At 67.2% G+C, this 23867-nt stretch carries 24 protein-coding genes; 9 read left to right on the forward strand and 15 right to left on the reverse strand.

Annotated elements, in window-relative coordinates:
- Positions 1 to 5: 5 nt before the first annotated feature.
- From ltnD to QF040_RS25750, 8 genes are read left to right on the forward strand one after another with little or no spacing between them, the layout of a single operon-like run.
- Positions 6 to 935, forward strand: coding sequence for an L-threonate dehydrogenase (gene ltnD / locus QF040_RS25715; RefSeq protein WP_429613368.1), 930 nt, complete (start codon positions 6 to 8; stop codon positions 933 to 935).
- Positions 932 to 1825, forward strand: coding sequence for an alpha/beta fold hydrolase (locus QF040_RS25720; RefSeq protein WP_429613369.1), 894 nt, complete (start codon positions 932 to 934; stop codon positions 1823 to 1825). Before ltnD ends, QF040_RS25720 begins: the two co-directional genes overlap by 4 nt.
- A gap of 24 nt (positions 1826 to 1849) precedes the next feature.
- Positions 1850 to 2869, forward strand: coding sequence for a D-erythronate dehydrogenase (denD, locus tag QF040_RS25725; RefSeq protein ID WP_429613370.1), 1020 nt, complete (start codon positions 1850 to 1852; stop codon positions 2867 to 2869).
- A 3-nt stretch (positions 2870 to 2872) separates the two neighbouring features.
- Entirely contained in the window at positions 2873 to 4153 is a 1281-nt protein-coding gene (otnK, locus tag QF040_RS25730) for a 3-oxo-tetronate kinase (RefSeq protein WP_429613371.1), read from the forward strand.
- The gene (locus tag QF040_RS25735; protein ID WP_429613372.1) at positions 4150 to 4818 is read left to right on the forward strand and encodes an aldolase; all 669 of its coding nucleotides are present in this window, start codon (positions 4150 to 4152) and stop codon (positions 4816 to 4818) included. The genes otnK and QF040_RS25735 overlap by 4 nt, the downstream gene beginning before the upstream one ends.
- 12 nt (positions 4819 to 4830) lie before the next feature.
- Positions 4831 to 5649 (forward strand): 2-oxo-tetronate isomerase, encoded by an 819-nt coding sequence (otnI, locus tag QF040_RS25740; RefSeq protein WP_429613373.1) that lies wholly within the window; start codon positions 4831 to 4833, stop codon positions 5647 to 5649.
- Complete coding sequence (locus QF040_RS25745) at positions 5646 to 6842, forward strand: amidohydrolase family protein (protein ID WP_429613374.1); 1197 nt, start codon at positions 5646 to 5648, stop codon at positions 6840 to 6842. Before otnI ends, QF040_RS25745 begins: the two co-directional genes overlap by 4 nt.
- Complete coding sequence (locus tag QF040_RS25750; protein WP_307610907.1) at positions 6839 to 7297, forward strand: RidA family protein; 459 nt, start codon at positions 6839 to 6841, stop codon at positions 7295 to 7297. The genes QF040_RS25745 and QF040_RS25750 overlap by 4 nt, the downstream gene beginning before the upstream one ends.
- A gap of 9 nt (positions 7298 to 7306) precedes the next feature.
- On the opposite strand, the gene QF040_RS25755 is transcribed toward QF040_RS25750, so the two are convergent.
- The 13 genes from QF040_RS25755 to QF040_RS25815 form a co-directional block, all read right to left on the reverse strand.
- Positions 7307 to 7963 (reverse strand): TetR family transcriptional regulator C-terminal domain-containing protein, encoded by a 657-nt coding sequence (locus QF040_RS25755; RefSeq protein WP_429613375.1) that lies wholly within the window; start codon positions 7961 to 7963, stop codon positions 7307 to 7309.
- Between the two features lie 2 nt (positions 7964 to 7965).
- Positions 7966 to 8934, reverse strand: coding sequence for a PDR/VanB family oxidoreductase (locus tag QF040_RS25760; protein ID WP_307511609.1), 969 nt, complete (start codon positions 8932 to 8934; stop codon positions 7966 to 7968).
- A 162-nt stretch (positions 8935 to 9096) separates the two neighbouring features.
- The gene (locus QF040_RS25765; RefSeq protein ID WP_013544200.1) at positions 9097 to 9687 is read right to left on the reverse strand and encodes an NAD(P)H-dependent oxidoreductase; all 591 of its coding nucleotides are present in this window, start codon (positions 9685 to 9687) and stop codon (positions 9097 to 9099) included.
- Positions 9688 to 9827: 140 nt separating this feature from the next.
- Positions 9828 to 10856 carry an ABC transporter substrate-binding protein gene (locus QF040_RS25770; protein ID WP_429613376.1) on the reverse strand — a complete coding sequence of 343 codons (1029 nt, stop codon included), beginning with the start codon at positions 10854 to 10856 and terminating at the stop codon, positions 9828 to 9830.
- Between the two features lie 56 nt (positions 10857 to 10912).
- On the reverse strand, positions 10913 to 12295 hold the full coding sequence (locus QF040_RS25775; RefSeq protein WP_429613377.1) for an FAD-binding oxidoreductase: 1383 nt from the start codon (positions 12293 to 12295) through the stop codon (positions 10913 to 10915).
- A gap of 129 nt (positions 12296 to 12424) precedes the next feature.
- Positions 12425 to 13306 (reverse strand): ABC transporter permease, encoded by an 882-nt coding sequence (locus tag QF040_RS25780; RefSeq protein ID WP_429613378.1) that lies wholly within the window; start codon positions 13304 to 13306, stop codon positions 12425 to 12427.
- A complete protein-coding gene (locus tag QF040_RS25785) occupies positions 13284 to 14087 on the reverse strand; it encodes an ABC transporter ATP-binding protein (protein ID WP_013544196.1) in 804 nt (267 codons plus the stop codon). Before QF040_RS25785 ends, QF040_RS25780 begins: the two co-directional genes overlap by 23 nt.
- A gap of 11 nt (positions 14088 to 14098) precedes the next feature.
- Entirely contained in the window at positions 14099 to 14920 is an 822-nt protein-coding gene (locus tag QF040_RS25790; protein ID WP_429613379.1) for a creatininase family protein, read from the reverse strand.
- Positions 14921 to 15073: 153 nt separating this feature from the next.
- On the reverse strand, positions 15074 to 16237 hold the full coding sequence (locus QF040_RS25795) for an MFS transporter (RefSeq protein WP_429613380.1): 1164 nt from the start codon (positions 16235 to 16237) through the stop codon (positions 15074 to 15076).
- A gap of 21 nt (positions 16238 to 16258) precedes the next feature.
- Positions 16259 to 16993 (reverse strand): hypothetical protein, encoded by a 735-nt coding sequence (locus QF040_RS25800; protein ID WP_429613381.1) that lies wholly within the window; start codon positions 16991 to 16993, stop codon positions 16259 to 16261.
- Positions 16994 to 17134: 141 nt separating this feature from the next.
- Positions 17135 to 18760, reverse strand: coding sequence for an MFS transporter (locus QF040_RS25805; protein WP_429613382.1), 1626 nt, complete (start codon positions 18758 to 18760; stop codon positions 17135 to 17137).
- A gap of 31 nt (positions 18761 to 18791) precedes the next feature.
- Positions 18792 to 19562 (reverse strand): amino acid ABC transporter permease, encoded by a 771-nt coding sequence (locus QF040_RS25810; protein ID WP_013544193.1) that lies wholly within the window; start codon positions 19560 to 19562, stop codon positions 18792 to 18794.
- Between the two features lie 84 nt (positions 19563 to 19646).
- Positions 19647 to 20414 (reverse strand): basic amino acid ABC transporter substrate-binding protein, encoded by a 768-nt coding sequence (locus tag QF040_RS25815; RefSeq protein WP_429613383.1) that lies wholly within the window; start codon positions 20412 to 20414, stop codon positions 19647 to 19649.
- A gap of 245 nt (positions 20415 to 20659) precedes the next feature.
- Between QF040_RS25815 and QF040_RS25820 the strand changes: the two genes are divergently transcribed.
- Positions 20660 to 22339, forward strand: coding sequence for a M28 family metallopeptidase (locus QF040_RS25820; protein WP_429613384.1), 1680 nt, complete (start codon positions 20660 to 20662; stop codon positions 22337 to 22339).
- 26 nt (positions 22340 to 22365) lie between these two features.
- Here QF040_RS25820 and QF040_RS25825 read toward each other — a convergent pair whose 3' ends face one another.
- Both QF040_RS25825 and QF040_RS25830 read right to left on the reverse strand, forming a co-directional pair.
- Positions 22366 to 23199 carry a hypothetical protein gene (locus tag QF040_RS25825; RefSeq protein WP_429613385.1) on the reverse strand — a complete coding sequence of 278 codons (834 nt, stop codon included), beginning with the start codon at positions 23197 to 23199 and terminating at the stop codon, positions 22366 to 22368.
- Positions 23200 to 23260: 61 nt separating this feature from the next.
- Complete coding sequence (locus QF040_RS25830) at positions 23261 to 23737, reverse strand: Lrp/AsnC family transcriptional regulator (RefSeq protein WP_042577412.1); 477 nt, start codon at positions 23735 to 23737, stop codon at positions 23261 to 23263.
- Between the last annotated feature and the right edge of the window lie 130 nt (positions 23738 to 23867).

Raw genomic sequence — 23867 nt, forward strand, 5'->3', positions numbered from 1 at the left:
ACACCATGACAGACACCCAAAGCAACTCCCCCGTCGTCGGCCTCGTGGGCCTCGGCGCCATGGGTAGCGGCATGGCGCAATCGCTGCGCCGCGCCGGCCATGCGCCGCATGTGTTCGACGTGCGCCCCGGCGTCGCCGAAGCCTTCGCGCGCGAGGGCGGGACGGCATGCGACACGCTGGCCGCGCTCGGTGCGCAATGCGACATCGTGGTCAGCGTCGTCGTCAACGCGGCGCAGACCGAATCGGTGCTGTTCGGTGACGGCACCACGCCCGGTTGCGCGGCGTCGATGAAGCCCGGCAGCCTGTTCGTGATGTGCTCCACCGTCGATCCGAACTGGTCGGTCGCGCTTGAGGCGCGCCTCGCCGCGCAGGGCATCCTGTACCTCGACGCACCGATCTCCGGCGGCGCCGCGAAGGCCGCGAGCGGGCAGATGACGATGATGACCGCCGGCACGCCCGCCGCCTACGCCAAGGCCGGCGGCGCGCTAGACGCGATGGCTGCCAAGGTCTACCGCCTCGGCGATTCGGCTGGCGCTGGCAGCAAGGTGAAGGTCATCAACCAGCTGCTGGCCGGTGTGCACATCGCCGCCGCCGCCGAGGCGATGGCGCTGGGCCTGCGCGAAGGCGTGGACCCCGAGGCGCTCTATGAAGTCATCACGCACAGCGCGGGCAACAGCTGGATGTTCGAGAACCGCATGGCGCACGTGCTCGCGGGCGACTACACGCCGCTGTCGGCCGTCGACATCTTCGTGAAGGACCTGGGCCTCGTGCTCGACGTGGCGCGCGCGAGCAAGTTTCCGCTGCCGCTGTCGTCCACCGCGCATCAGATGTTCATGCAGGCATCGACCGCGGGGTTTGCGCGCGAGGACGACAGCGCGGTGATCAAGATCTTTCCCGGCATCGAACTGCCGGCTGCAAAAGGAAAGACACCATGAGCGACATCAAGACCGTCGACACGCCGCTGCTGCGCATCGGCTACGAAGAGTGGAACCCGGGCGGCGCCGCCACGGTCGTGCTGACGCACGGCTGGCCCGACAGCCCGCGCTGCTGGCGCGGCGTGGCGCCGCAACTCGCGGAAGCCGGCTGGCGCGTGCTGGCACCCGCATTGCGCGGCTTCGCGCCCTCGCGCTTCCTGCATGGCGACACGCCGCGCAGCGGCCAGCTCTCGGCGCTCGGCCGCGACATGCTCGACTTCATCGATGCGCTCGGCCTCGAGAAGCCCGCGCTGGTCGGCCACGACTGGGGTGCCCGCGCGGTCGCCAATGCCTGCGGCCTTCGGCCCGATGTGGCGCGTGCGCTGGTGCTGATGTCGGTCGGCTACGGCACCAACGCGCCCGACCAGCCGATGGCGCTCGAGCAGGCGCGCAACTACTGGTACCACTGGTACATGGCCACCTCGCGCGGCGAGCGCACGGTGCACGCCGACCGCATCGCCTTCACGCGGTTGATGTGGAACACCTGGGCACCCGAGGGCTGGTACGACCCCGCCGAGTTCGAGGCCACCGCCGCCGCCTTCGAGGGTGACGACTGGGCGAAGGTGGTGCTGCATTCGTACCGCCACCGCTGGGGTTTCGCGCCCGGCGATCCGCGCTATGCGGCGGACGATGCCGCACTCAACCCCGCGCCCGTGCTGCCCGTGCCCACGCTCGTGCTGCACGGCGCGGCCGACAGCTGCAATCATCCCGATACCTCGGCCGACAAGGAGCGCTTCTTCAGCGGTCCCTATCGCCGCGAATTGCTCGACGGCGTGGGTCACTTCCCGCAACGCGAAGCACCCGAGGCGGTGGCTCATGCGCTGCTGCGCTTCCTGCCCGCCATTTCCTGAATCCACGCCAGACAAGACGACACCATGAACATCCTCATCACCGGCGGCTGCGGCTTTCTCGGCGCACGGCTCGCGCGCACGCTGCTCGCGGGCGGCCCGCTCGCATTGGCCGGCGGCACGGCCAAGAACATCGCGCGCATCACGTTGGCCGACCGCGTGCCGCCGCCCGCCGACCTCGCATCCGATGCCCGCATCCAGTTCGTGCAAGGCGACCTGTACGACCAGGCCGGCAACGGCGCGCTGCCGCTGGCCGACACCGATGCCGTCTTTCACCTCGCCGCCGCCGTGAGCGGCGAATGCGAGGCCGACTTCGACCTCGGCATGCGCAGCAACCTCGACACCACCCGTGCGCTGCTCGATGCCTGCCGCCGCGCGGGCCACGCACCGGTGCTCGTGTTCTCCAGTTCGGTCGCGGTGTTCGGTGATTCGCCCGAGCAGCGCCTGCCCGCGGTGATAGAAGACACGACGCTGCCAACGCCGCAGAACAGCTACGGCATCCAGAAGTTCATCGGCGAGCAACTCGTGGCCGACTTCACGCGCAAGGGCTTCGTGCAAGGCCGCAACGTGCGGCTCATGACGGTGTCGGTACGTCCGGGTCGTCCGAACGGCGCCGCCTCCAGTTTCCTGAGCGGCATGCTGCGAGAACCACTGGCCGGCGAGCGCGCGCGCTGCCCGGTAGCGCCTGAAACACCGGTCGCGCTGGCCTCGCCCGGCAACACCGTCGCGGGCATCGTGCGCGCGGCCACCGCGAGCGCGGCCGAATGGGGCGCGCGCACCGCCATCAACCTGCCCGCATTGACCACGACAGTGCGCGAGATGGCCGATGCGCTCGAACGCATCGCGGGCAAGGACGCCACGGGTTTGATCGACTGGACGCCCGACGCGCAGGTCGCGAAGATCGTCACCAGCTGGCCGAGCCGCATCCACGCCGCACGCGCGGAAGCGCTGGGCTTGAAGGCCGATGCGAGCTTCGACGCCATCCTGCGCGACTACGTGCGCGAGAACCCGCAGGCAGTGAAACTTCCTGTCGACATCAAGGACTGATCCATGGCCAAGTTAGTGCTCGGCTGCATCGCCGACGATTTCACCGGCGCGACCGATCTCGCCAACAACCTCGTGCGCGCCGGCATGCGCGTGGTGCAAGCCATCGGCGTGCCGGCCACCCCGCTCGATGCGGATGTCGATGCCGTGGTGGTCGCGCTCAAGTCGCGCACCATCGCGCCGGCCGAGGCCATCGCGCAGTCGCTCGACGCGCTGCGCTGGCTGCAGGCGCAGGGCGCGCAGCAGATCTACTTCAAGTACTGCTCCACCTTCGACAGCACACCGCAAGGCAACATCGGCCCGGTCACCGAGGCGCTGATGGAGGCGCTGCAATGCGACTTCACCATCGCCACGCCCGCTTTCCCCGACAACAAGCGCACCGTCTTCAAGGGCTACCTGTTCGCGGGCGACGTGCTGCTCAACGAGAGCGGCATGCAGAACCATCCGCTCACGCCGATGATCGATGCGAACCTCGTGCGCGTGCTGCAGGCGCAGTGCACGCGCAAGGTCGGGCTGATCGATCACACGGTGGTGGCGCGCGGTGATGCGGCCATCACGGAGCGCATCGCGCAGCTCAAGGGCGAAGGCGTCTCGATCGCGATCGTCGATGCCGTGTCGAACGACGACCTGCTGCGCCTCGGCCCGGCGCTCGCGAAGATGCCGCTGGTCACCGCTGGCTCGGGTGTGGCCATCGGGCTGCCCGCCAACTTCGGACTCTCGCCTTCTTCGCAAGCCAGCGCGTTGCCGGCAGCGGGCGGGCTGCGCGCCATCGTGTCGGGCAGCTGCTCGCTCGCGACCAACCGGCAGGTGCTCGACTTCATCCAGCGCGGTGGCGCGGCGCTGGCGATCGATCCGCTGCGCATCGCGGCGGGTATCGATGTCGCGGCCGAAGCGTTGGCATGGGCCGCGCCACTGGTCGCCAATCAACCGGTGCTCGTCTATTCCACCGCCGAGGCCGGCGCTGTGAAGTCGGTGCAGGGCAAGCTCGGTGTCGAGGAAGCCGGCGCGATGGTCGAGCGCACCATCGCCGCCATCGCGCGCGGCCTGGTCGACAAGGGCGTGCGCCAACTGGTTGTCGCGGGTGGCGAAACCTCGGGCGCGTGCGTGCAGGCACTGGGCATCGCGCAGATGCAGATCGGCCCGCAGATAGACCCCGGCGTGCCGTGGTGCCACGCACGCGCCGAGGCTGCCAAAACTGCTGGTGGCGCAGGCGTGCACATCGCGCTCAAGTCCGGCAACTTCGGCGGCGACGATTTCTTCACCAAGGCCTTTACAGTGCTGGCATGACCGAGAACCAAGCACGCGAAGAAATCTGCCGCGTCGGCCGCAGTCTGTTCGAGCGCGGCTACGTGCATGCGACGGCGGGCAACATCAGCGTGCGGCTGGACGACGATGAATTCCTCATCACGCCGACCGATGCCTGCCTGGGCTTTCTGGATCCGGCGCGGCTTGCGCGGCTCGATGCGGACGGCAAGCAGGTCGGTGGTGACCGCGCCAGCAAGACCATCGCGCTGCACACGCGCATCTACGCGGCCGCGCGCAGGTTCGATGCAGAGACCGCCTGCGTCATCCACACGCACAGCACGCATTGCGTCGCGCTCACGCTGACCGCAGCGGGCGACGAACTGCTGCCCGCGCTCACGCCGTATTTCGTGATGAAGGTCGGCCATGTGCCGCTCATTCCGTACCACCGCCCCGGCGCGCCGGAAGCGGCGGAGCAGGTGGCGCAAGCCATCGAGCGCTTCGGCGCTGCCGGCACGCCTATCCGCGCCGTGATGCTCGACCGCCTCGGCCCCAACGTGTGGCACGAGACGCCGGCTGCCGCGATGGCAGTGCTCGAGGAACTGGAGGAAACCGCCAGGCTCCAGATGCGCACGAATGCCGCAAGGCCGTCGCCGCTGGATGCCTCACAGATCGATGAACTGCGCACCACCTTCGGTGCGCGCTGGTAGCAGGAACAAGCCATGCCCCAATTCGCAGCCAACCTCTCGATGCTCTATCCCGAGCTCGACTTCCTCGACCGTTTCGATGCCGCCGCCAAAGACGGCTTCAAGGCCGTCGAGTACCTCTTCCCCTATGCGTTCGCGAAGGAAGACATCGTCGCGCGCCTGAAGCACAACGGTCTGCAGCAGGTGCTCTTCAACGGTCCGCCCGGCAACTGGGAGGGCGGCGAGCGCGGCCTCGCGTGCCTGCCCGGCCGCGACGCCGAGTTCCGCGACGGCATCGCCAAAGCCATCGACTACGCCGTGGCGCTCGACTGCCCGCGCATTCACATCATGGCCGGCCTCGTGCCGCAGGATCTGCAGCGCGATGCGGTGCGGCCCGTCTACCTCGACAACCTGCGCTGGGCCGCCGAAGAGGCAGCGAAGGCCGGACGCGACGTGCTGATCGAGCCGATCAACACACGCGACATCCCGGGCTTCTTCCTCAACCGGCAGGACGATGCGCACGAGATCGTCGAGACCATCGGCGCGCCGAACCTCAAGGTGCAGATGGATCTGTACCACTGCCAGATCGTTGAAGGCGACGTGGCGATGAAGATCCGCAAGTACCTGCCTACCGGCCGCGTCGGCCATTTGCAGATCGCCGGTGTGCCAGAGCGCCATGAGCCCGACATCGGCGAGCAGAACTACGGTTACCTCTTCGACGTGATCGACGAGGTGTCGAAACAAAGCGGCTGGCAGGGCTGGGTCGGCTGCGAGTACCGGCCGAAGCGCGGCTCGGAGCCCGGCGGCACTTCCGCGGGCCTGGGCTGGCTGCGCGCATTGCAGCAACGCGCATGAAGCTCGAGGCGCTGCGCATTCCGGCGCCACTGCGCGGCTTCGCGGCGGGCGGTGCGCAGGTCTTCGACGTCACGCTCGATGGCGACAAGGTCGCGGCCATCGTGCCCAGTGCCTCGCAGACGCAAGCGCGCGGCACGCTGCTGAGCGGGCTGGTCGAAGCCCACGCGCACATCGACAAGAACTACACGGTGCAGGAAGTGGGTGCGGCGCAGGGCAACCTGTTCGCGGCCATCGAGCGCATGGAAAGGCATCGCGCCGGCTGGACCCGCGAAACGCTGCGCCTGCGCATGGAACGCGCGCTGCATGACGCCTGGCAATCGGGCACCCGCGCACTGCGCACGCACATCGACTGGGTGCAGCCCGAGGCGCCGGCCGCGCTGGCCGTGTTCGAAGCACTGCGCGAGGAGTGGCGCGGCCGCATCGAGCTGCAGTTCGTCTCGCTCACCCCGCTCGACGTGTTCGCGGACCTCGCGGCGGGCGAGCGCATCGCCACCGAGGTGAAGCGCGCAGGCGGCGTGCTCGGCGCGTTCGTCTATCGCAACGAAGGCATCGTCCACAAGCTGGGCCGCGTGTTCGATCTCGCGCAGCAGCACGGCCTCGGTCTCGACTTCCATGTCGACGAAGGCCTCGATGCCGAGGCCACGGGCCTGCGCAGCATTGCCCAACTGGTACGCGCGCGCGACTTCAAGCGGGGCGTCGTCTGTGGCCACTGCTGCTCGCTCTCGGTGCAGGACGACGCCGTCGCCAACGAAACGCTCGCGCTCTGTGCCGGCGCGGGCCTGCACATCGTCGCGCTGCCGACCACCAACCTCTACCTGCAAGGCGCCTGGGACCGCACCCCCGTGCCGCGCGGCATCACGCGCATCCACGAAGCGGCGGCACGGGGCTTGCGTGCGAGCCTGGCCACGGACAACGTGCAGGACGCCTTCTATCCCTACGGCAGCTACGATCTTCTGGAGACCTTCGGCCTCGGCGTGCAGATGGCGCACCTCGCGCCCGCAAGCGACTGGCTCGATGCGATTACCGTGAGCCCCGCGAAGGCGCTCGGCCTCGCGTGGGACGGCCGCATCGCACCGGGCTGCCCCGCGGACCTGGTGCTGCTCGCGGCGACCGACGAGCATGAGCTGATCGGGCCGCGCGGGCGCGAACGCACTGTCATCCGTGGCGGTCGAATTCTGGAGAAAACACAATGAGCATGGGCAAGCCAATGGCCAACTACGCCGCCGCGAAACGCGTCGGCGATTTCGTCTTCATGAGCGGCGTGGTCGCGGTCGATCCCGCGAAGCGCCGCGCGGTCGCGGGCTACGACGACATTCCCGAGGAAGCCCGCACCGCCCTGCAGGGCGTGGGCTACGCCACCGGCCAGATGTCGGTCGATGTGTTCGAGGCGGCCATCGTCGCGCAGAGCTGGTTCGTGCTGGAGCGCATCCGCCAGATCGCGGCCGAGCACGGCGGCACGATGGACGACGTGGTCAAGCTGGTGCAGTACTTCCGCCATCTGCCGCACTACGCGTTCTACAACCGCGTGCGCGGGCTCTTCTATCCGGGCGAGCCGCCGGTGAGCACGGTGGTCGAGGTGTCGCGTTTCCTGCCAGGCGATGAGGTGCTGGTCGAGGTCGAAGCAACCATGTACCTGCCGAAGCGCTGACGCCTCCGGCTACTTGACCCCCGCCCCCTTCAGCAGGAAATCCGTCACCTGCGCGATCAGGTAGCTTCGGTCCTTGTCGTCGCCGTCCTGCGCGACGTTTCGGAAGTACGCGGCCTGCGTCGCATGGTCCGCATAGAACTGCGTCACCGCCCAGATGTGGAACAGCACCAGCATCGGGTCTGCCTTGTCCATCAGCCCCTGGTTCATCCAGTTCTGGATCACGGCGGCCGCCTGGTCGGTGCGCGCCTTGCTCGTGTCCATCATGGTGTTGAGCACCGGCGCGCCGCGCATCATCTCGGCGGTGAAGATGCGCGAGCGCAGCGGATGCTGGAACGAGAACACCATCTTGCGATGGATCAGATCGCTCAGCACCTTGCGCGGCCCGAAGGCCTCGTCGCTGAAGCCGAACACCACGATCCAGTCGTTCAGGATGTCCTGCAGCACCAGCCGGTAGAGCGCTTCCTTGCTGTCGATGTAGTAGTGCAGCTGCGCCTTCGAGAGCCCGGCCTTGTCGGCGATGGCCTGCGTGGTTGCACCGGCCAGGCCCTCGCTCGCGAACACCTCGATGGCGGCCTGGTAGATCACGCCCAGCACCTGCGTGTACTTGCGCGACCGGCCGCGCGTGGCCGGCGCTTCGCTGTCGCTCTCGATGCCTTTCGCTTCCACGCTCACAGTTGCAGCACCAGTTCGAGGCCCTTGGCGCGCGAGCAGCACAGCGCCACCTTGCTGCGCCGCTCGGTGCCGGTGAGGCAGAAGTCGCGGTGCTCGGCGGCCTCGCCGTCGCCTTCGACCACGCAGGTGCCGCACAGGCCCTGCTGGCAGGACACGGGGATGTCGATGCCCACTTCATGCAGCGCATCGACCGCTGTCTGGTCCGCCGCGACCGGCACCGTGATGCCGCGCTGCGCGAGCTTCAGCGTGAAGGGCAGGCCGGTGGTCGTGTTGGCATCGGTCGGCGCGGCGAAGTACTCGGTGTGCAGCGCGTCTTCGGGCCAGTGCGCGGCCGCGTCGCGCACCGCCTTCATGAAGCCGCCGGGGCCGCAGACGTAGAGGTGCGTGTCGGGCGCGCGATCGGCCAGCAGCGCCTGCAGGTCGATGCGCTGCGAGGCATCGCCCTGGTCGAGGTGCAGACGCAGATGCGGCGCGAGCGCGGGGTCGCGCAGCGCATCGGCAAACGCCAGGTGCTCTTCGCTGCGCGCGAACACGCAGAGCGTGAACGATGCGCCGCGCGCCGCGAGCGCCTGCGCCATCGCGAGGAGCGGCGTCATGCCGATGCCACCTGCCATCAGCAGATGGTGCGCGGCTTCTTCGCGCAGCGGAAAGGTATTGCGCGGCGTGCTGATCGCGATCAGGTCGCCCTCGCGCACCCGCTCGTGCATCGAGGCCGATCCGCCGCGGCTCGCAAGCTCGCGCTTCACGCCGATCACGTACGAAGGCGCATTCGACGGCGCACCCGACCAGCGGGCCAGCGAGTACTGGCGCGAGAACCCGCCGGGCATGTGCACATCGATGTGCGCGCCGGCCTCGTACCCCGGCAGCGCGCGCCCCCACGGATGCGCCAGCTCGAAGGCCAGGATCTCCGGCGTCTCGCGCGAGATGCGTTCGACGCGGACGGTCAGCGTGCGTTCGAGGCTCATGGTGTTTTCCTTTCTATGTTCATTGAGCGATTCCTTTCGCCCTGAACCTTCCCGCCGTTCGCCCTGAGCTTGTCGAAGGGTTGTGCCCAATGGACGCAGGCTTCGACAAGCTCAGCCCGAACGGTGGTTGGCATTTGTTGCTCTCGCTCGGATCGAATTTTTCTAGAGCGCTTGCAACGTCCGCGAAACGCGCTCGATGAAATGCGTGCGGTCGCGCTCGGTGACGGCGTTCATGTCGTGCAGCTGCAGCCACGTCACCTTGCAGCGCCACGCGAACAGCGCGCGCAGGCCCCGCGTGAACAACCGCCGGCAGGGGTCGCCGATCACCTTCAGGAACCAGCGCGGCGAGCCGCCCGTGGTCACCACCGTGAGCCGCCGGATGTGGCGCATGCCCGACTTCGTGAGCTGGCCCTTGCGCTCGGCCGGCAGGAAGGCCACGCCCGGCAGCCAGACCCGCTCCAGCCAGCCCTTGAGCATCGACGGCGGCCCGTAGAACCAGATGGGGAACACGAACACCAGGTGTTCGGCCCACAGCAGCGCTTCGACATGTGGCTTCACACGTTCGCGGATGAGGTCGGGGTTGTCGATGTAGGCGATGCGCTCTTCGCGGGTGAGCGTCGGATCGAAGCCCTCGGCGTAGAGGTCGATGGCGCGGACGGTATGCCGCTGTTCGAGCGCTTCGAGGGCGGTGCGGTAGAGCGCGTGGTTGAAGCTGTCAGGGTTCGGATGGCAGTGGACGACTAGCGTTTTCATGTGGAGGGCCGCATCGCCTGTCGGCGAGACGGGGTCAGAGCCCAAGGAACAAAAGGCCGCGCGGTGCCTTATGGCAACCCAGGCGCCGGCATCTGACCCCGGCGCAAGCCCCGCGCGACCCACGGGAAAAACTGAACGAATTACTTGCCGGTGAGCTTCTTGCGAACGTCGACACCGACGCCCTTGTTCACGAACTGCGTGGTCACGACCTTCGACAGGTCGACCTCGCCCGTCTTGTAGAGACCGGCCTTGACCATCTTGTCGTAGAAGTCCTTCACGCGGGCTTCGTCCATCGCGCCGATGCCCTTGGTGAGCGAATCGCCGCTGTCCACGATGCCCATCTTCTTGATCAGCTCGATGGAGCCCTGCAACGCGGCCACGGGCGAATCGGGGTTGATCTTGGCGATCATCTCGTTGGCGGCCTTGTTGTCGCCGTAGAGGTAGTTGTTCCAGCCGATGATCGAGGCCTCGACGAACTTGCGTACCGTCTCGGGCTTGGTCTTGATGAGGTCCGCGCGCGTCTCGATGGTGGTCGAGTAGGTCGAGAAGCCGTTGTCGGCCAGCAGTTGCACCACCGGATCGAAACCGGCCTGCGCCTTGATCGACAGCGGCTCCGAGATGGCATAGCCCTGCTGGATCGACTTCTTGTCCGCGAGGAACGGGCCGACGTTGAAGGTGTAGGGCTTGAGCTGCGAATCCTTGAAGCCGTGCTCCGACTTCATCCACTGCCAGAAGCTGAACTGGCCGTCCTTGCCGATGAAGGCCACGGGCGCCTTGGTCATGTCCTTGAAGGTGTCGAAGCCCTGGCCCGGGTGCGCGAACATGGCCTGCGGATCCTTCTGGAAGAAGGCCGCGACCACCACGGTGGGCACGCCGTTCTTCACGTTGTCGAAGGACTGCAGCAGGTTGCCGGTCATGAGGAAATCGACCTTGCCGGCCGGCAGCATCGGCCGGTTGTTGACCATCGGCCCGCCTTGCTGGATGTCGACATCGAGGCCGTACTTCTTGTAGGTGCCATCCACCAGCGCCTGATAGAAGCCGCCGTGGCCGGCCTGCGCTTTCCAGTTGGTGGCGAACACCACTTTTTCCTGCGCCTGCACGGCGAAGGCGGCTGCTGTCAGCGCCAGGCCGAAGGCCAATGGGCGGAGGTGGAAGGCGGGGATGCGCATGGGGACGGACTCCTGTGGAGGTTTTGGAAAGTACGGGATGCGGAGACTAAATCTTTTCAGCGCTCGACGGCCATCTCGGGCGTCCAGCCGCGCGTTTTTCCGGGGTTCATCAAACCCATCGGGTCGCTGCGCTTCTTGAATTCGATCTGCTGCGTGTCGATGGTCTTCATGCCGCCGTCCTCGATGGTGACCACGTGCGGGTTGAAGATCTGGCAGCCGCCCTGCGACTCGATCTCGCGGATCACCTCGTACTGGTGGGCCTCGCCCTTCCAGCGCACGAGCAGGATGCCGAAGGTGCCGCACTCGCCGCCCGCGCGCGCGAAGTCCTGGTGCTGGAGCACGTCGTCGCCGAAGATTTGCAGATGGCGCTCGACCACCGACGGGTCGAACGGTTGCGCATACGCGACCTGCAGATAGGTCCAGCCCCGGTCGGCCTTCAGCGCTTGCAGCGTCGTGTGGTTGAAGGCGCACTCGTAGGCAGGCGGCAAGCCGTCGGCCAGCAGCTCGGCCTCGGTGCCCGCGACGGAGATCGTGCCGCCGTGCGCATCGGCCAGCGCGCGGAACTCGGCCATCGATTCGGGCGAGACCATGGTGAAGACCGCATGCCGGTCGATCGGGAAGCGGTCGCGCATTGCCGTGTAGTACGGCGAGAAGCGGGCTTCCACCGTCGAGAGCAGGAAGATGTCGAGCGTCGGCGTCTGCGCTGCGATGCCGAAGTCGAGCGCACCGCGGTACGTCTCGAACAGCACCGTGCAGTGCACCCATTCGACCGCCGGGCTCAGCGCTACTTCGACATCGAGGATCACGCCGTTGGTGCCGTAGGCATGGTGCACCTGCTGGATCTCGTCGCCGTGCAACTCGATGACTCGCGGCTCGCGCTCCACCGTCATCACACGCGCGCGCAGCAGGTTGCCGGGGTCGCGCAGGATGCCGTGGCGAAACGATCCGATGCCGCCGAAGCCGCCCGCGATGAAGCCGCCGATGCTGGCCACATGCCAGGTCGAGGGCCACATGCGCAGCGCCTGCCCGGTCTCGCGCGCGGCGAGGTCGATGTCGTGCATGCGCGCGCCGGCCTCCACGCGCATGCGGCCGTCCTGGATGTCGAGCACGCGGCACATCTGCGTCACGTCGAGCACGATGCCGCCTTCGAGTGGCACGCACTGGCCGTAGTTGCCGGTGCCGCCCGCGCGCACGGTGAGCGGCAGCTTCCACTTCGCGGCGACTGCCGCCGCCTGGCGCACGTCGTCCTCGGTGCTGACCTTCACCACGAGGTCGGCCACGCAGCCCGCGAGCTGCGCGGTGAGGATGGGGCTGTACCAGTAGAAGTCTTTCGACAGCTGCTTGCGCTGGCTCGGTGCGGTGACGAGGTTGAGGCCGCGCAGGTCTTCGCGCACGGCGTCCCAGTCGACGTCTGTGGTGAACGGTCGTTCAAAGATCATCGGGGCTCTGCTCGCGGGATCGCATTGCAAGGGAACACCGAGGAACCGGCTTTGCCGGGCCTCAGGTGTTGCCCCCGGTAGGGGGTTGGAGAAGCGACACGAAGTGCGCGAAGCCTGGGGGCGAGCCAATTACCTTTCACGGCGCATTTCGCTTTCATGCCAGTGGCCAAGCACCATGCGCGAGAGGGCGGCGAACACGATGAAGATCACGATGCCGAGCAACGACACCAGCAGCAGCGCCGCGAACATCATCGGGATCTCGGTGCGGAAGCTCGACTCGAGAATGCGCGAGGCCAGGCCCGTCTCCTTGCCCGCCGTGCCGGCGGTGAACTCCGCCACCACCGCGCCGATCAGGCTCAGCCCGCCCGCGATCTTCAAACCTGCCATGAAGTACGGCAGCGCACTCGGCGCGAGCAGATAACGGAAGGTCTGCCAGGGCGAGGCCTTGTAGAGCTGGAACAGGTCGCGCAGGTTGCTGTCGGCGCTCTTCAAGCCGATGACGGTGTTCGACAGGATCGGGAAGAACGCCACGATCCACGCGCACAGCAACAGCGCCGCAGTGGTGCTCGACACATAGATCAGGATCAGCGGCGCGATCGCGATGATCGGCGTCACCTGCAGGATCACCGCGATGGGGAAGAGGCCGATCTCCACCCACTTGAAGAGCGCGAACGCGATCGCCAGCAGCACGCCGCCGACGATGGCCGCCAGCAGTGCGAGCAGCGTGAGCTTCACCGTGAACCACAGCGCGCTGGAGAGCGTGTCCCAGTTGTCGAACAGCGTCTTCAGGATGAGCGAGGGCGCGGGCAGGATGTAGTGCGGGATGTTGTTGGCGCGCACCGTCCATTCCCACATGAGCAGCAGCAACATCACGATGGCCGCGGGCACCACGATGCGAAGCAGCGATTCGCGCCGGCGCAGCTTGTCTTCATGCACGCGCAGCGACGCCTCGGAGGGCGCCGCGTCCACGTCCGCGAGGGCCACGGGTTCAGTGATCGATGTCGACGCCATGCAGGGCTCCGTGCAGGGATTGCGACACCGCCGTGCAGTGCGCGTTGTAGCGGCTCGAGGTGCGGAACTCTTCGCCACGCGGATAGGGCTCCTCGATGCGGATCTCGTCGATCACGCGGCCCGGTCGCGCGGCCATCACCACGATGCGGTTCGAGAGATACACCGACTCGTACACGCTGTGCGTGACGAACACCACCGAGAAGCGGTGCTCGCGCCAGATGGCGAGCAGGTCGTTGTTGAGTTTGATGCGCGTCATTTCGTCGAGCGCGGCGAAGGGCTCGTCCATCAGCAGCAGGCGCGGGTGCGTGACCAGTGCGCGCGCAATCGACACACGCATCTTCATGCCGCCCGAAAGCTCGCGCGGGTACACGTCGGCAAAGCGCGAGAGGCCGACCATCTCCAGCACCTGCTGCACCACGGGCGCCGCCGCGTCGCGGCTCTGACCTGCCAGCTTGAGCGGCAGCCAGACGTTGTCGAACACCTTGGCCCAGGGCATGAGCGTGGGCTCCTGGAACACGAAGCCCAGGTCGCGGTCGCTCTGCGTCTTGCCGGTGTTGGCGCCGGACCATTGCATCTCGCCCGAACTGAGCCGCGTGAGGCCCGCGATGAGCCGCAACGCCGTGCTCTTGCCGCAGCCCGAAGGGCCGAGAAAACTGATGAAGTCGTGCTCGCCGATGTCGAGCGTCATGCCCTGCAGCGCGAGCGTGCCGTTGGCGAATCGCTTGCTGACATGGCGCAGGCTGACCAGCGGCGGGGTCGTGGATGGCGTGGTGCTTTCCATGGTGGGCGAGCCTAGCGCCAGGCGGGTTCGTTGGCGAGGCGGGACAGCGGGAAGCGGTCCACCTCATGCAGCAGTTCGACGAAGCGGCGGCCCACGTGATCGAGCACCGCGGCGCCCTTCTCGGCGGTGGCGCGCGTGGCATCGCCGGCCGCGCCCGAGGGGTTGATGTCGTGCATCTGCCAGCCGAGCTTGCCGCTGGGAGTGATCGACAGGAACCTGTTTTCTTCGGCCAGCTGCTCGGTCATCGAACTGAAGTTCTGGAACTGGTCGCGGCGCACGTAGTCGGGCGTGAGGTGCAGCATCACCGAGCTTTCGAGGTCGCCCGCATGGATGCCGTGCTTGCCTTCGTGCGCGGTGAAGAGTCCCTCGGGCAGGCCCAGCGTGTACCAGTTGGCGGCGACGACCATCATGTCGTGCTCTTCGCGCAGGTCGCGCGCCACGATGTCCATCACGCTCATCTGGCCGCCGTGGCTGTTGTAGAGCACCAGCTTGCGCACGCCGGCCTTCGCGACGCAGGCGCCGATGTCCTTCCACAGCGAGATCAACGTGTTCGCCGACACGGTGAGCGTGCCCGGGTAGCGCGAGTGCTCGTTGCTCTTGCCATAGGGCACGGTGGGAAGAAACAGCACCGGCAGGTCGTCGGGCAGGTGCGGGAGCGTGGCGCGCACCATGCCGTCGATGGTGGCGGTATCGGTCGACATCGGCAGGTGCGGACCGTGCTGCTCGGTGGCACCCACCGGCAGCACGGCGATGAGCCGTTCGCGGTCGAGGCGGGAGAACTCTTCGCTGGTCAGGTCGGACCAGAAGCGGCTGCGCAGTGTGGGCGGATTCATCGGGGTGTACCTCGTGACGCGACGGCCGGATGATGGCCTAAATCATCCGATCGGTCAAAAAAAGTAGCTCCGCAATTACCCGTACGCTTGGGAATTCGCCCGAGAAGGCCACCCAAACCAGATCAACTGGTCAATGGCAGCGCGCCCGCTTCTTCAGGCCGCCGCGGTCCGCGCCTTGCGGCCCGGCCAGGGCAGCAGCAGGCAAGCGCCGAGCAGTGTGACCACGCCGGCGAGGCCGCAGAACACGGCCATCGAGAAGCGCGGGGCGATCGTGCCCAGCGCGAACGAGACCGAGAAGATGCCCAGGTTCAGCAAGCTCGCGTGGTACGAGTTGATGGTGCCCCGGCAGCGCTCCGACAAGGCGCTCAGCCGCGCGTGGTGCAAGGGGCCGGCGCAGCCGTAGCCGAAGGCCCACGGCAGCCCGAGCAGCGCCAGTTGCGTCATCGAGCCGACCGGCAGCATGAAGCCGAGCAGGCCCACGGCCGCGACCAGCGCCGCGCCCGGCAGCGCCGCTTCGCCGAATACGCGCTGCAGCGTGCCGCTCGCGAGGTTGCCCGCGATCACCGCGAGGCCGTAGAAGCCGGCCAGCAGGCCGGTGTCGGTGGGCGACAGCGCGAGCTTGCGCGACGCGACCTCCGCCACGACCGCTCCGAAGCCGGCGACCCAGCCCAGCCAGAGGTAACTGGCCAGGAGCCGGCGGCGCGCGCCCGGCGTCTTCAGGGCTTCGCAGTGCGTGGCCAGGAAGTCCATGTGCGCATGCGCGGTCGGCACGCGGTCGGTGAAGTTGCGCGCCACCGCCAGCGCGGCCAGCACGGCGAGAACCGCCATCGCGTAGTAGGCCGAGCGCCATCCCCAGGTGTCCGCCAGCCGTCCCGCCAGCACCGGCGTGAGAACGAAGGCCAGCATCAGCCCGATGAACACCTGGCCCAGGCGCCGGCCCACCTCTGCGGGCGGCGATTCGTCGGCCACCAGCGCCAGCGAGTTGGGCTGCACCACGGCCGCGCACACGCCGGCCAGCGCCGACAGCACGATGGCCGCCAGCAGGTGGGGCGCACTCGGGATCGCGGCGCTCAGCAGCGCGAAACCCAGCAAGCCTGCCAGCAGCGGCCGCCTGCGCCCCCACCGGTCCGACAGCGGCCCCGCCACAAGCGCCACCGCGCCGTAGCTCAGGCCATAGGCGGCGGGCAGGTAGGCGATGGCGCTGGAGCGAACGCCGAAGTCGGCGCTCATGGCGCCCATCATTGGTCCTGCCAGAACCTCTGCCGACCCGATGAGGAAAAGGCAACTGAAGAGCGTTGCGGTTTGTTGGAGCGTCATGGACTGCTGGCCGCCTGCTTGTCAGAAGAAGTGGATCTCGAGTTTGATATCCGCGATGTACTGCCAGTCGATCGCCTCGATATCGAACGATTTACGGTCATAGACGCCGTCGTCGCAGGCGTCACCTGGGTCGATCGTCAACCCGGAGCAGACATATTTCTCCAGATAGTCGCGATCTGTGGGCGTGATTGCGTGCTTGCCGCCACGGGAGACATCGAGGATGTAGTTGATATCGCCGGCCTGATAGTTCTGAATGATCTGGGCACCGCCCGAGATGCCGATGCTCGACAACATGTCGATTGCGAAATTGTTCGCGCCGACCTCGAAAGACACACGATCCTTGCGGCGTTGCTCAGTCATCTCGGGTGGCTGGTCGAGGCCGTTGGGTTTGCCCTCCGTCTCGTAGTAGTGAAGGGCCGCCTGGACGCCGCGTGAATCGTATATGTAAGCGTATCGCTCGATGTTCTTGCGCTTTGCTTCGCAAATGAAGTAGTAGTGCCCAAGACTGTGCAGGACCATGAAGGCACGCGAAGCGGAAGATACCGCTTTCGAAAAAATGACCTTCTTGCCCGTGATGATGGTCTTGATATGGTTCGGATGAGCGTCGATCTCGAAATACTCGAGGCCGAAGCGCTGGCTCAACACGGACTTGAGTCCTTCGAAATCATGCTCCGACATAAGTGCGAGCAGATTTTCTATGCGCGCATCGATATCGGAAACGATGTCTGTTGCCAGCACCTGATGTGTCTGTGTCATGGATCCCCCTGTGTTGTGTCTTGCAGATCATCGGCAGCCAAAGCGCGCATTGGGTGACTTGCTTCTCACACCACTCAGATGGCCCCGGACTTAATTCACGAGGTCTTGGTCTTGTTTCGCGTGGTTAAGGAATGGCAACATTCAGCGCCGCACCACGTACCGCGTTACCACAGGCGGCGACTCGCCGATGTGAAAGGCCAGCCGCCGCTCCCGCAGCACCATGTCGCTGGCCGTCGCGCGGTTGAAGCGGCGCAGGTGATCGGTCCACGATTCATCCACGATCTGCTCCACGTAGCGGCTGGGCTGCGCGATGTCGTGCAGCAGCTCCCAGCCGATCGCGCCCTGGCTCAGGCGCGCGCGGCGCGTCTGCTGCATGACGATATGGAAGGCGGCGGCACGCGCCGGCTCGATGAGGTACTCGACCGTGATCACCACGCGCCCTTCTTCCTGCGGCGCCTCGGCCGGTGGCCCCGCGGCCCAGCCGGCTTCGGCGGGGCTGGTGTCGTCTTCGCCGGTGACGTCGGTCACGAAGCGCAGGGCGATGAGCATCAGCAGCGTGCCGCTCACCGCAGCCACCGCCAGGCTCAGGTTCAGCGCCGTCATGGTCGCCACCTGGCCCCAGATGGCCGCACCGATCGCGCTCGCGCCCATGATCGCCATCTGGTACATCGACATGCCGCGCGCCCGCACCCAGTCGGGCAGCGCGAGCTGCGCCGACACCGAGAGCGAATTGGCCACCGTGATCCACGCCATGCCGCCGAAGAACATCGCCGGCACCGCGACCCAGGCGTTGGGCGCGAAGGCCATCACCGCCGTCGCGCCCGACTGCAGCAGCGTGCCGCGCAGCACCAACTGGTCGCGCCCCAAGGCCTGGCGCAGCCGCGGCAAAAACAGCACCGCGATGATCGCGCCCATGCCCATCGCGGCCAGCAGCAGCGTGAAGGTGCCCGCATCGCCACCCTTGAGGTTGCGCGCGAGCAGCGGCAGCAGTGCGAGCAGCGCCGTCGAGTGAAAGAAGAAGATCGAGATGCGCGTCAGCACCGCCCGCATGCGCTGCGACTGCCGCACGAACTGCACGCCCACGCGCATCGCACTGATGAGCTTCTCGCGCCCCAGCGGATTGGGCGTGTGCTCGCGCCGCCAGCGCAGCACCACGAAGCCCGAGGCCACCGACAGCACCGCGTTGAGCGCGAACACCCAGATGGTCCCCGCGCTCGCAATCAGCATGCCGGCCGTGAGCGGCCCGATGATGCGCGAGGCGTTCATCGCGATGCCGTTCAGGCCGAGCGCAGCCGGGAGCTGCGGACGCGGCACGAGCTCCGGCACGATGGCCGAGAACACCGGCCAGCGCAGCGCCAGGCCGATGCCGTTGGCGAAGGTGAGGGCGAGCAGCAGCGGCGCGGTCATGAGGTCGAGCGCCAGTGCCGCGCACAGCACGATGGCCGTGCCGGCCAGCCAGAACTGCGTGGCCACCAGCCAGCGCCGGCGATCGAGGATGTCGGCCAGCGCGCCGCTCGGAAGGCCCAGGAGGAAGACGGGCAGCGTGGAGGCCGACTGCACCAGCGCGACCCAGATCGGCGAGGTGGTCAGCGAGGTCATCATCCACGCCGCGGCCACATCGTTCATCCACATGCAGATGTTGGCGATGAGCCAGGTGCTCCACAGCATGCGGAACACGGGGAGCTTCAGCGGCTCGAGGGCCGCGAACTTCGAGGGTTGCGGCCGCGTGGGCGGCAGGGGTGTCTCTTCGGTCGTTATCGGTGGCATGTGGCGCTATTGTGGCGCGCGCTTTTTGGCGTCAGCCCCGGTCGCTGCGTGCGAGGCGGTGTTCGAGTCTTCTCAGCATCGTCGTCAGCACCAGCGTCATCACCCAGTAGATGACCGAGATCGCGAGGTACGGCTCCCAGTAGCGCGCATAGGCCCCAGCCACGGTGCGCGCCGCATAGGCCAGCTCGGCCAGGCCGATGGCGGAGACCAGCGATGTGTCTTTCAAGAGCGCGATCGCGTTGTTGCCCAGCGGCGGCAGCATCCGGCGAAACGCCTGCGGCAGCACCACGTAGCGCATCACCTGCGCGGGCGAGAAACCGATCGAGCGGCCCGCATCGAACTGCCCGCGCGAGATCGACTGGATGCCCGCGCGGAACACCTCCGAGATGTACGCCGCCGAGTTGAGCGTGAGCGCCACCACGCCCGAGATGAGCGCGCCGTGCTCCTGCTTCAAGGTGCGCGCGAGTTCGCCATCGATCAGGATGCCACTCGTCGGATGGATGAACACCGGCATCACCGCGAAGTGGATCAAGAGGATCTGCACGAACAGCGGCGTGCCCCGGAAGAAGCTCACGTACACCGTGGCCGGCCAGCGCAAAAAGAAGCGCGCGATCCAGGTCCACGGCGCATGGCGAGGCTGCGCGAGGCGAGCGAGCGCAAGGCAGAGGCCCCAGCTCGAACCCAGCAGCACGCACACCACCGTCATGCGCAGCGTCATCCATGCGCCTTGCCAGAACAGGTCCTTGTATTCGACCAGGATGTCCCAGCGGAACCATCCAAACAGGAGGATCGGTTGTTCCATATTCATCGCCTTCGCGTCATCACTCTCAAAAAACAAACGGCCGCTTCGAGGGCGGCCGTGATCGGGTCACAGGTGCCGTGCGGCTCAGCGCACGTTCGGGTCCTTGTTGAACCACTTCTTGTAGATCGTGACGTAGCTGCCGTCCGCACGAATGGCCGCCAGGCCCGCGCTGAGCTTGTCGAGCAGCACCTTGTCGCCCTTCTTCACCACGATGCCGAAGCCCTCTTCGGGGAAGGACTTGTCGTCCAGTGTCTTGAGGTCCGCATGCTGTGCCACGCGGTAGGCAATGACGCCGTTGTCGCCCATGGCCGCATCGACGCCGCCGCCGGCCAGCTCCGAAATGATGAGCGGCGTGCTCTCGAAGCGGCGGATGTTGGGGCTGGTCTTGCCGAATTCGCGCGAGGCGATGTCGTCGGCGGTGGAGGCGCTCACCACGGCGATCTTCTTGCCCGCGAGGTCCTTCAGCGACGCGACCGTGCTGTTCTTCGGCAGCGCGATCAGTTGGCGCGCGGCGAAGTAGGGCGGCGTGAAGTCGTAGCTCTGCTTGCGCTTGTCGTTGATGGTCACGCCCGAGATCACCAGGTCGACGTCGCCGTTGTTCAGCGCGCCGAAGATGCCGGTGAACGGCGTGTTGACCACCTTGATCTTCAGGCCCTGCTGCTTGGCGATGGCGTTGATGATGTCGATGTCGAAGCCGACGATCTGCTTGTCCTTGTTCTCGAACGCGAAGGGAGCGTAGGTGGCGCTGGAGGCGACGGTGAGTTCGCGGTTCTGCGCCTGGGCGCCGAAGGCGAGCGTGGCGGCGGCAAGGCCAGCAAGGCCGAGGGCCAGTGCGCGGCGGATGGGGTTCATTCGAGGGTCCTCTGTGTCCGCGGGGCGCGGCGGTATGCGTATGTGTGGTGGGCGAGGATTTTAGGCTGGCGCTATCGGGCGCCCTTTCGCACCGCTCTGCAAAGCGGAATGTGAGTGCTTCGACTGAGTCCTTGCCATAAGCGCGCCCGCGGGCTAACTAAGGTTCTCCGGGCGGGCCCGGGGGCATCGCCCGGCGGCGTGGCGCGCTGTCTAGTATCCGGAGCTACCCTTTTCAGGAGCTCTGCATGACCCGGCGACTCGGACCTGCCTTTCTTCTTTGCGGCATCGGCCTGGCATGGAGCGCCACGAGCGCGCTGGCCGCCGGCGACTCGGCGCCGCGCTTCGATCCGCAGCGCCTGTCGCAGATCGTGAAGACCATCTCCGGCGACGACTTCGAGGGCCGCGCGCCCGCCACGCCGGCAGAGGCCAAGACAGTCGACTACCTCGTGGCCCAGTTCAAGGCCGCGGGCCTAGTGCCCGGCGGCGACCTCGAAGGCGGCCAGCGCGGCTGGACGCAGTCGGTGCCGCTGGTGAAGACCGATTTCCGCGGCGCCCCGAAGCTCACGCTGCAGGTCGGCACGCAGCGCGATGCGCTGGTGCAGGGCGAACAGATCGCGGTGCGCGCCGCGATGGACGGCTCGACCTCGGTCTCGATCCAGCAGGCGCCGCTGGTCTTCGTGGGCTATGGCGTGAGCGCGCCCGAGCGGCGCTGGGACGACTACAAGGGCGTCGACCTCAAGGGCAAGATCGCCGTGGTGCTGGTGAACGACCCCGACTTCGAGACAGGCAGCGGAGATTTCGGCGGCAAGGCCATGACCTACTACGGCCGCTGGACCTACAAGTTCGAGGAGGCCGCGCGCCGCGGCGCCCTGGGCGTGCTGATCGTGCACGAGACCGCGCCGGCCGCCTACGGCTGGGCCACGGTCAAGAACTCCAACACCGCGACCATGCTCGACATCGAGCGCGACCAGCCCGCCGCCGTGCATCCGAAGCTGGAGGCCTGGATCCAGCGCGATGTGGCGGTCGAGCTGCTGCGCCGCGCGGGGCTGGACTTCGAGGCGCAGAAGAAGCTTGCGCAGACCCGCGAGTTCCAGCCCCAGGTGCTCAAGGACGCGAGCCTCACCGCCGAGTACGCGATCGACCGGCAGGTGATCGTCTCGAAGAACGTGGTCGGCCGCGTCGAAGGCCGTCAACGCCGCGACGAAACGGTGATCTACAGCGCCCACTGGGACCACCTGGGCGTCGGCGCCCCCGATGCCAAGGGCGACAGGATCTACAACGGCGCGGTCGACAACGGCACCGGCCTCGCCGCGCTCATCGAGATGGGCCGCGCCTTCGCCAGCGCGCCGAAGAAGCCCGAGCGCTCCGTCGTCTTCCTGGCCGTGACCGCCGAGGAGCGCGGCCTCCTGGGCTCCGAGTTCTACGGCGCCAAGCCGCTGTACCCGCTGGCCAAGACCGTCGCCGTCATCAACATGGACGCGCTCAGCCCTGAAGGCCGGGCGCGCAACTTCAGCACCTCGGGCAGCGCCGAGTCGCAGCTGCAGGACCTGCTGGTCGAACAGGCCAAGGGCTTCGGCCTCGCCTATGCGCCGGACCCGCACCCCGAGGCCGGCTACTTCTTCCGCTCCGACCATTTCTCCTTTGCCAAGCGCGGCGTGCCGGCGCTGTCGTTCGCCTCGGGCAACGACTGGGTCGAGGGCGGCCTCGCGGCCGGCGAAGCGTCCGCCAAGGCCTACACCGCCGAGCGCTACCACCAGCCGGCCGACGAATGGAAAGCCGACTGGTCCTTCACCGGCATGGCGCACGACCTGCCGCTGCTCTATCGCGTGGGCGAGACGCTGGCGAACAGCAAGCGCTGGCCGGAATGGGGGCAGGGATCGGAATTCCGCGCGACGCGCGATGCGAGCCGCGCCGAGCGGCGCTGATTGGCGCGCCGGCTGTCTTTTTCTCTTCAGCGACCGAAGAGAAAGTAAAGCGCGATCAGCGCGACCACGACCGCGCCGATCACCTTCTTCTTCCAACCGCCAGGGGCGGACTCTGAAGCCGAGGACGATGTCCAGGTGAAGGTCCGCGTCTGCGAGCTGGAAGACGGCGGCAACGCGAACGGCATGGACGGCAAGGAAGACGTCGACGAAGACGACGAGGTGGTGAAGTCCATCGAATCGACGGAGAACGTCGTCGTGGTCTTCGTCGTTCGCATCTCCGTCCGCGCGCCGGCCACGCGGGCCACGGCGTCCGCGACGATCTCGTCATGCGCCGTACGGCCGGCCAGCGCCTTCAGGTCATCCGCGCTCAGCGCGCCCGCCCGGAGCACCGTCCAGGCGAGCGTGGCGGGCAGCGAATCGGGCGCGGCCCAGGCTTCCTCGTGCGTCGGCAGCATCGAGAGGCTGTGCGAGTGCTGCGCCGCGTCGATCAGCTGCAGGGCCAGCAACTGGTCGAGCGCGTTGGCGCTGACGCCGTCGTGCACCCGGCGGTCCAGCAGGCGCATGTGCAGCAGCGCCCAGGGTGGCAGCGGAAACTCGCCGCTGATGAGGTCGGTGGCCTCGGAAACGATGGCCTGGGCTTCGTTCTCCTGGCCCGCGACGGCGGCGCGGGCGGGCAGATCGGCGAGTTGCGCCTGTGGAACGATTTCGCGGGCGACGATCCAGGCGAGCGCTTCGGCTGGCGTGCGGAACAGGGCGTTGGGCAACTCCGGATCGTTGGTGGCGGCTGCGTGTTCGGCGTCGGTGAGCAGGCGGACTTGCTGCAGATGGTCCAGTGCGCGGCGGCTAGGGTCGAGATTCATGCGGCTCCCTCTTCTTTCTTGTCCTAGTGATGGCGGATGCTCGCACAGCAGCCGTGCGCCGCTACTTCGCCAGATGCCCCAGCGGCAGCGCGCTGCTCGCCTTCACCTCACCCAGCGAGAAGCTCGTGTGCAGGTCCTTCACGTTCGGCAGATTCATCAAATGCTGCCGCGCAAAGGCCGAAAAACCGTTCAGGTCCTGCGCCACCACCTGCAGTTCGAAGGTGCCGGTGCCGCTGATGTAGTGGCAGGCCACCACCTCGGGCATCTTGCGGATCGCGTCTTCCAGCTTGCGGGTGGCCTCGTTGGTGACGCGCTCGGTGTCCACGCGCACGAAGGCGAGCACGCCCAGCCCTATCTTGTGGCGGTCGATCTCGGCGCGGTAGCCCTTGATGAAGCCGGCTTCTTCCAGCGCCCGCACCCGCCGCCAGCAGGGCGCCGCCGAGAGTCCGACGCGCTGCGCAAGCTCGGCGTTCGTGAGGCGGCCATCGGCCTGCAGTTCTTGCAGGATTGCGAGGTCGAACTTGTCAATGCTTTCCATGGATGCCGATGCTAAGCAAGATTCTTTCTGGAAGCGCGTTTTTCGGGGCAAAGAACGCAAACACCTGTCGCGGACCCCGGCATACACTTTGCGTGATCATGGGCTCGCGCCCTACCGGGCACAGACCCAC

Source organism: Variovorax sp. W2I14 (assembly GCF_050435205.1).
Lineage (GTDB): Bacteria > Pseudomonadota > Gammaproteobacteria > Burkholderiales > Burkholderiaceae_C > Variovorax > Variovorax paradoxus_C.

Bases quoted from the DNA above. Each gene is read 5' to 3' on its own strand.
- QF040_RS25815 (WP_429613383.1), bottom strand. From the start codon at position 20,414: ATGAACCCCATCCGCCGCGCACTGGCCCTCGGCCTTGCTGGCCTTGCC.
- QF040_RS25765 (WP_013544200.1), bottom strand. From the start codon at position 9,687: ATGAAAACGCTAGTCGTCCACTGCCATCCGAACCCTGACAGCTTCAAC.
- QF040_RS25780 (WP_429613378.1), bottom strand. From the start codon at position 13,306: ATGGCGTCGACATCGATCACTGAACCCGTGGCCCTCGCGGACGTGGAC.
- QF040_RS25830 (WP_042577412.1), bottom strand. From the start codon at position 23,737: ATGGAAAGCATTGACAAGTTCGACCTCGCAATCCTGCAAGAACTGCAG.
- QF040_RS25735 (WP_429613372.1), top strand. From the start codon at position 4,150: ATGACCGAGAACCAAGCACGCGAAGAAATCTGCCGCGTCGGCCGCAGT.
- QF040_RS25825 (WP_429613385.1), bottom strand. From the start codon at position 23,199: ATGAATCTCGACCCTAGCCGCCGCGCACTGGACCATCTGCAGCAAGTC.
- QF040_RS25805 (WP_429613382.1), bottom strand. From the start codon at position 18,760: ATGCCACCGATAACGACCGAAGAGACACCCCTGCCGCCCACGCGGCCG.
- otnK (WP_429613371.1), top strand. From the start codon at position 2,873: ATGGCCAAGTTAGTGCTCGGCTGCATCGCCGACGATTTCACCGGCGCG.
- otnI (WP_429613373.1), top strand. From the start codon at position 4,831: ATGCCCCAATTCGCAGCCAACCTCTCGATGCTCTATCCCGAGCTCGAC.
- QF040_RS25745 (WP_429613374.1), top strand. From the start codon at position 5,646: ATGAAGCTCGAGGCGCTGCGCATTCCGGCGCCACTGCGCGGCTTCGCG.
- QF040_RS25795 (WP_429613380.1), bottom strand. From the start codon at position 16,237: ATGACGCTCCAACAAACCGCAACGCTCTTCAGTTGCCTTTTCCTCATC.
- QF040_RS25770 (WP_429613376.1), bottom strand. From the start codon at position 10,856: ATGCGCATCCCCGCCTTCCACCTCCGCCCATTGGCCTTCGGCCTGGCG.
- QF040_RS25750 (WP_307610907.1), top strand. From the start codon at position 6,839: ATGAGCATGGGCAAGCCAATGGCCAACTACGCCGCCGCGAAACGCGTC.
- QF040_RS25785 (WP_013544196.1), bottom strand. From the start codon at position 14,087: ATGGAAAGCACCACGCCATCCACGACCCCGCCGCTGGTCAGCCTGCGC.
- QF040_RS25820 (WP_429613384.1), top strand. From the start codon at position 20,660: ATGACCCGGCGACTCGGACCTGCCTTTCTTCTTTGCGGCATCGGCCTG.
- QF040_RS25775 (WP_429613377.1), bottom strand. From the start codon at position 12,295: ATGATCTTTGAACGACCGTTCACCACAGACGTCGACTGGGACGCCGTG.
- QF040_RS25810 (WP_013544193.1), bottom strand. From the start codon at position 19,562: ATGGAACAACCGATCCTCCTGTTTGGATGGTTCCGCTGGGACATCCTG.
- QF040_RS25800 (WP_429613381.1), bottom strand. From the start codon at position 16,993: ATGACACAGACACATCAGGTGCTGGCAACAGACATCGTTTCCGATATC.
- QF040_RS25720 (WP_429613369.1), top strand. From the start codon at position 932: ATGAGCGACATCAAGACCGTCGACACGCCGCTGCTGCGCATCGGCTAC.
- denD (WP_429613370.1), top strand. From the start codon at position 1,850: ATGAACATCCTCATCACCGGCGGCTGCGGCTTTCTCGGCGCACGGCTC.
- ltnD (WP_429613368.1), top strand. From the start codon at position 6: ATGACAGACACCCAAAGCAACTCCCCCGTCGTCGGCCTCGTGGGCCTC.
- QF040_RS25760 (WP_307511609.1), bottom strand. From the start codon at position 8,934: ATGAGCCTCGAACGCACGCTGACCGTCCGCGTCGAACGCATCTCGCGC.
- QF040_RS25790 (WP_429613379.1), bottom strand. From the start codon at position 14,920: ATGAATCCGCCCACACTGCGCAGCCGCTTCTGGTCCGACCTGACCAGC.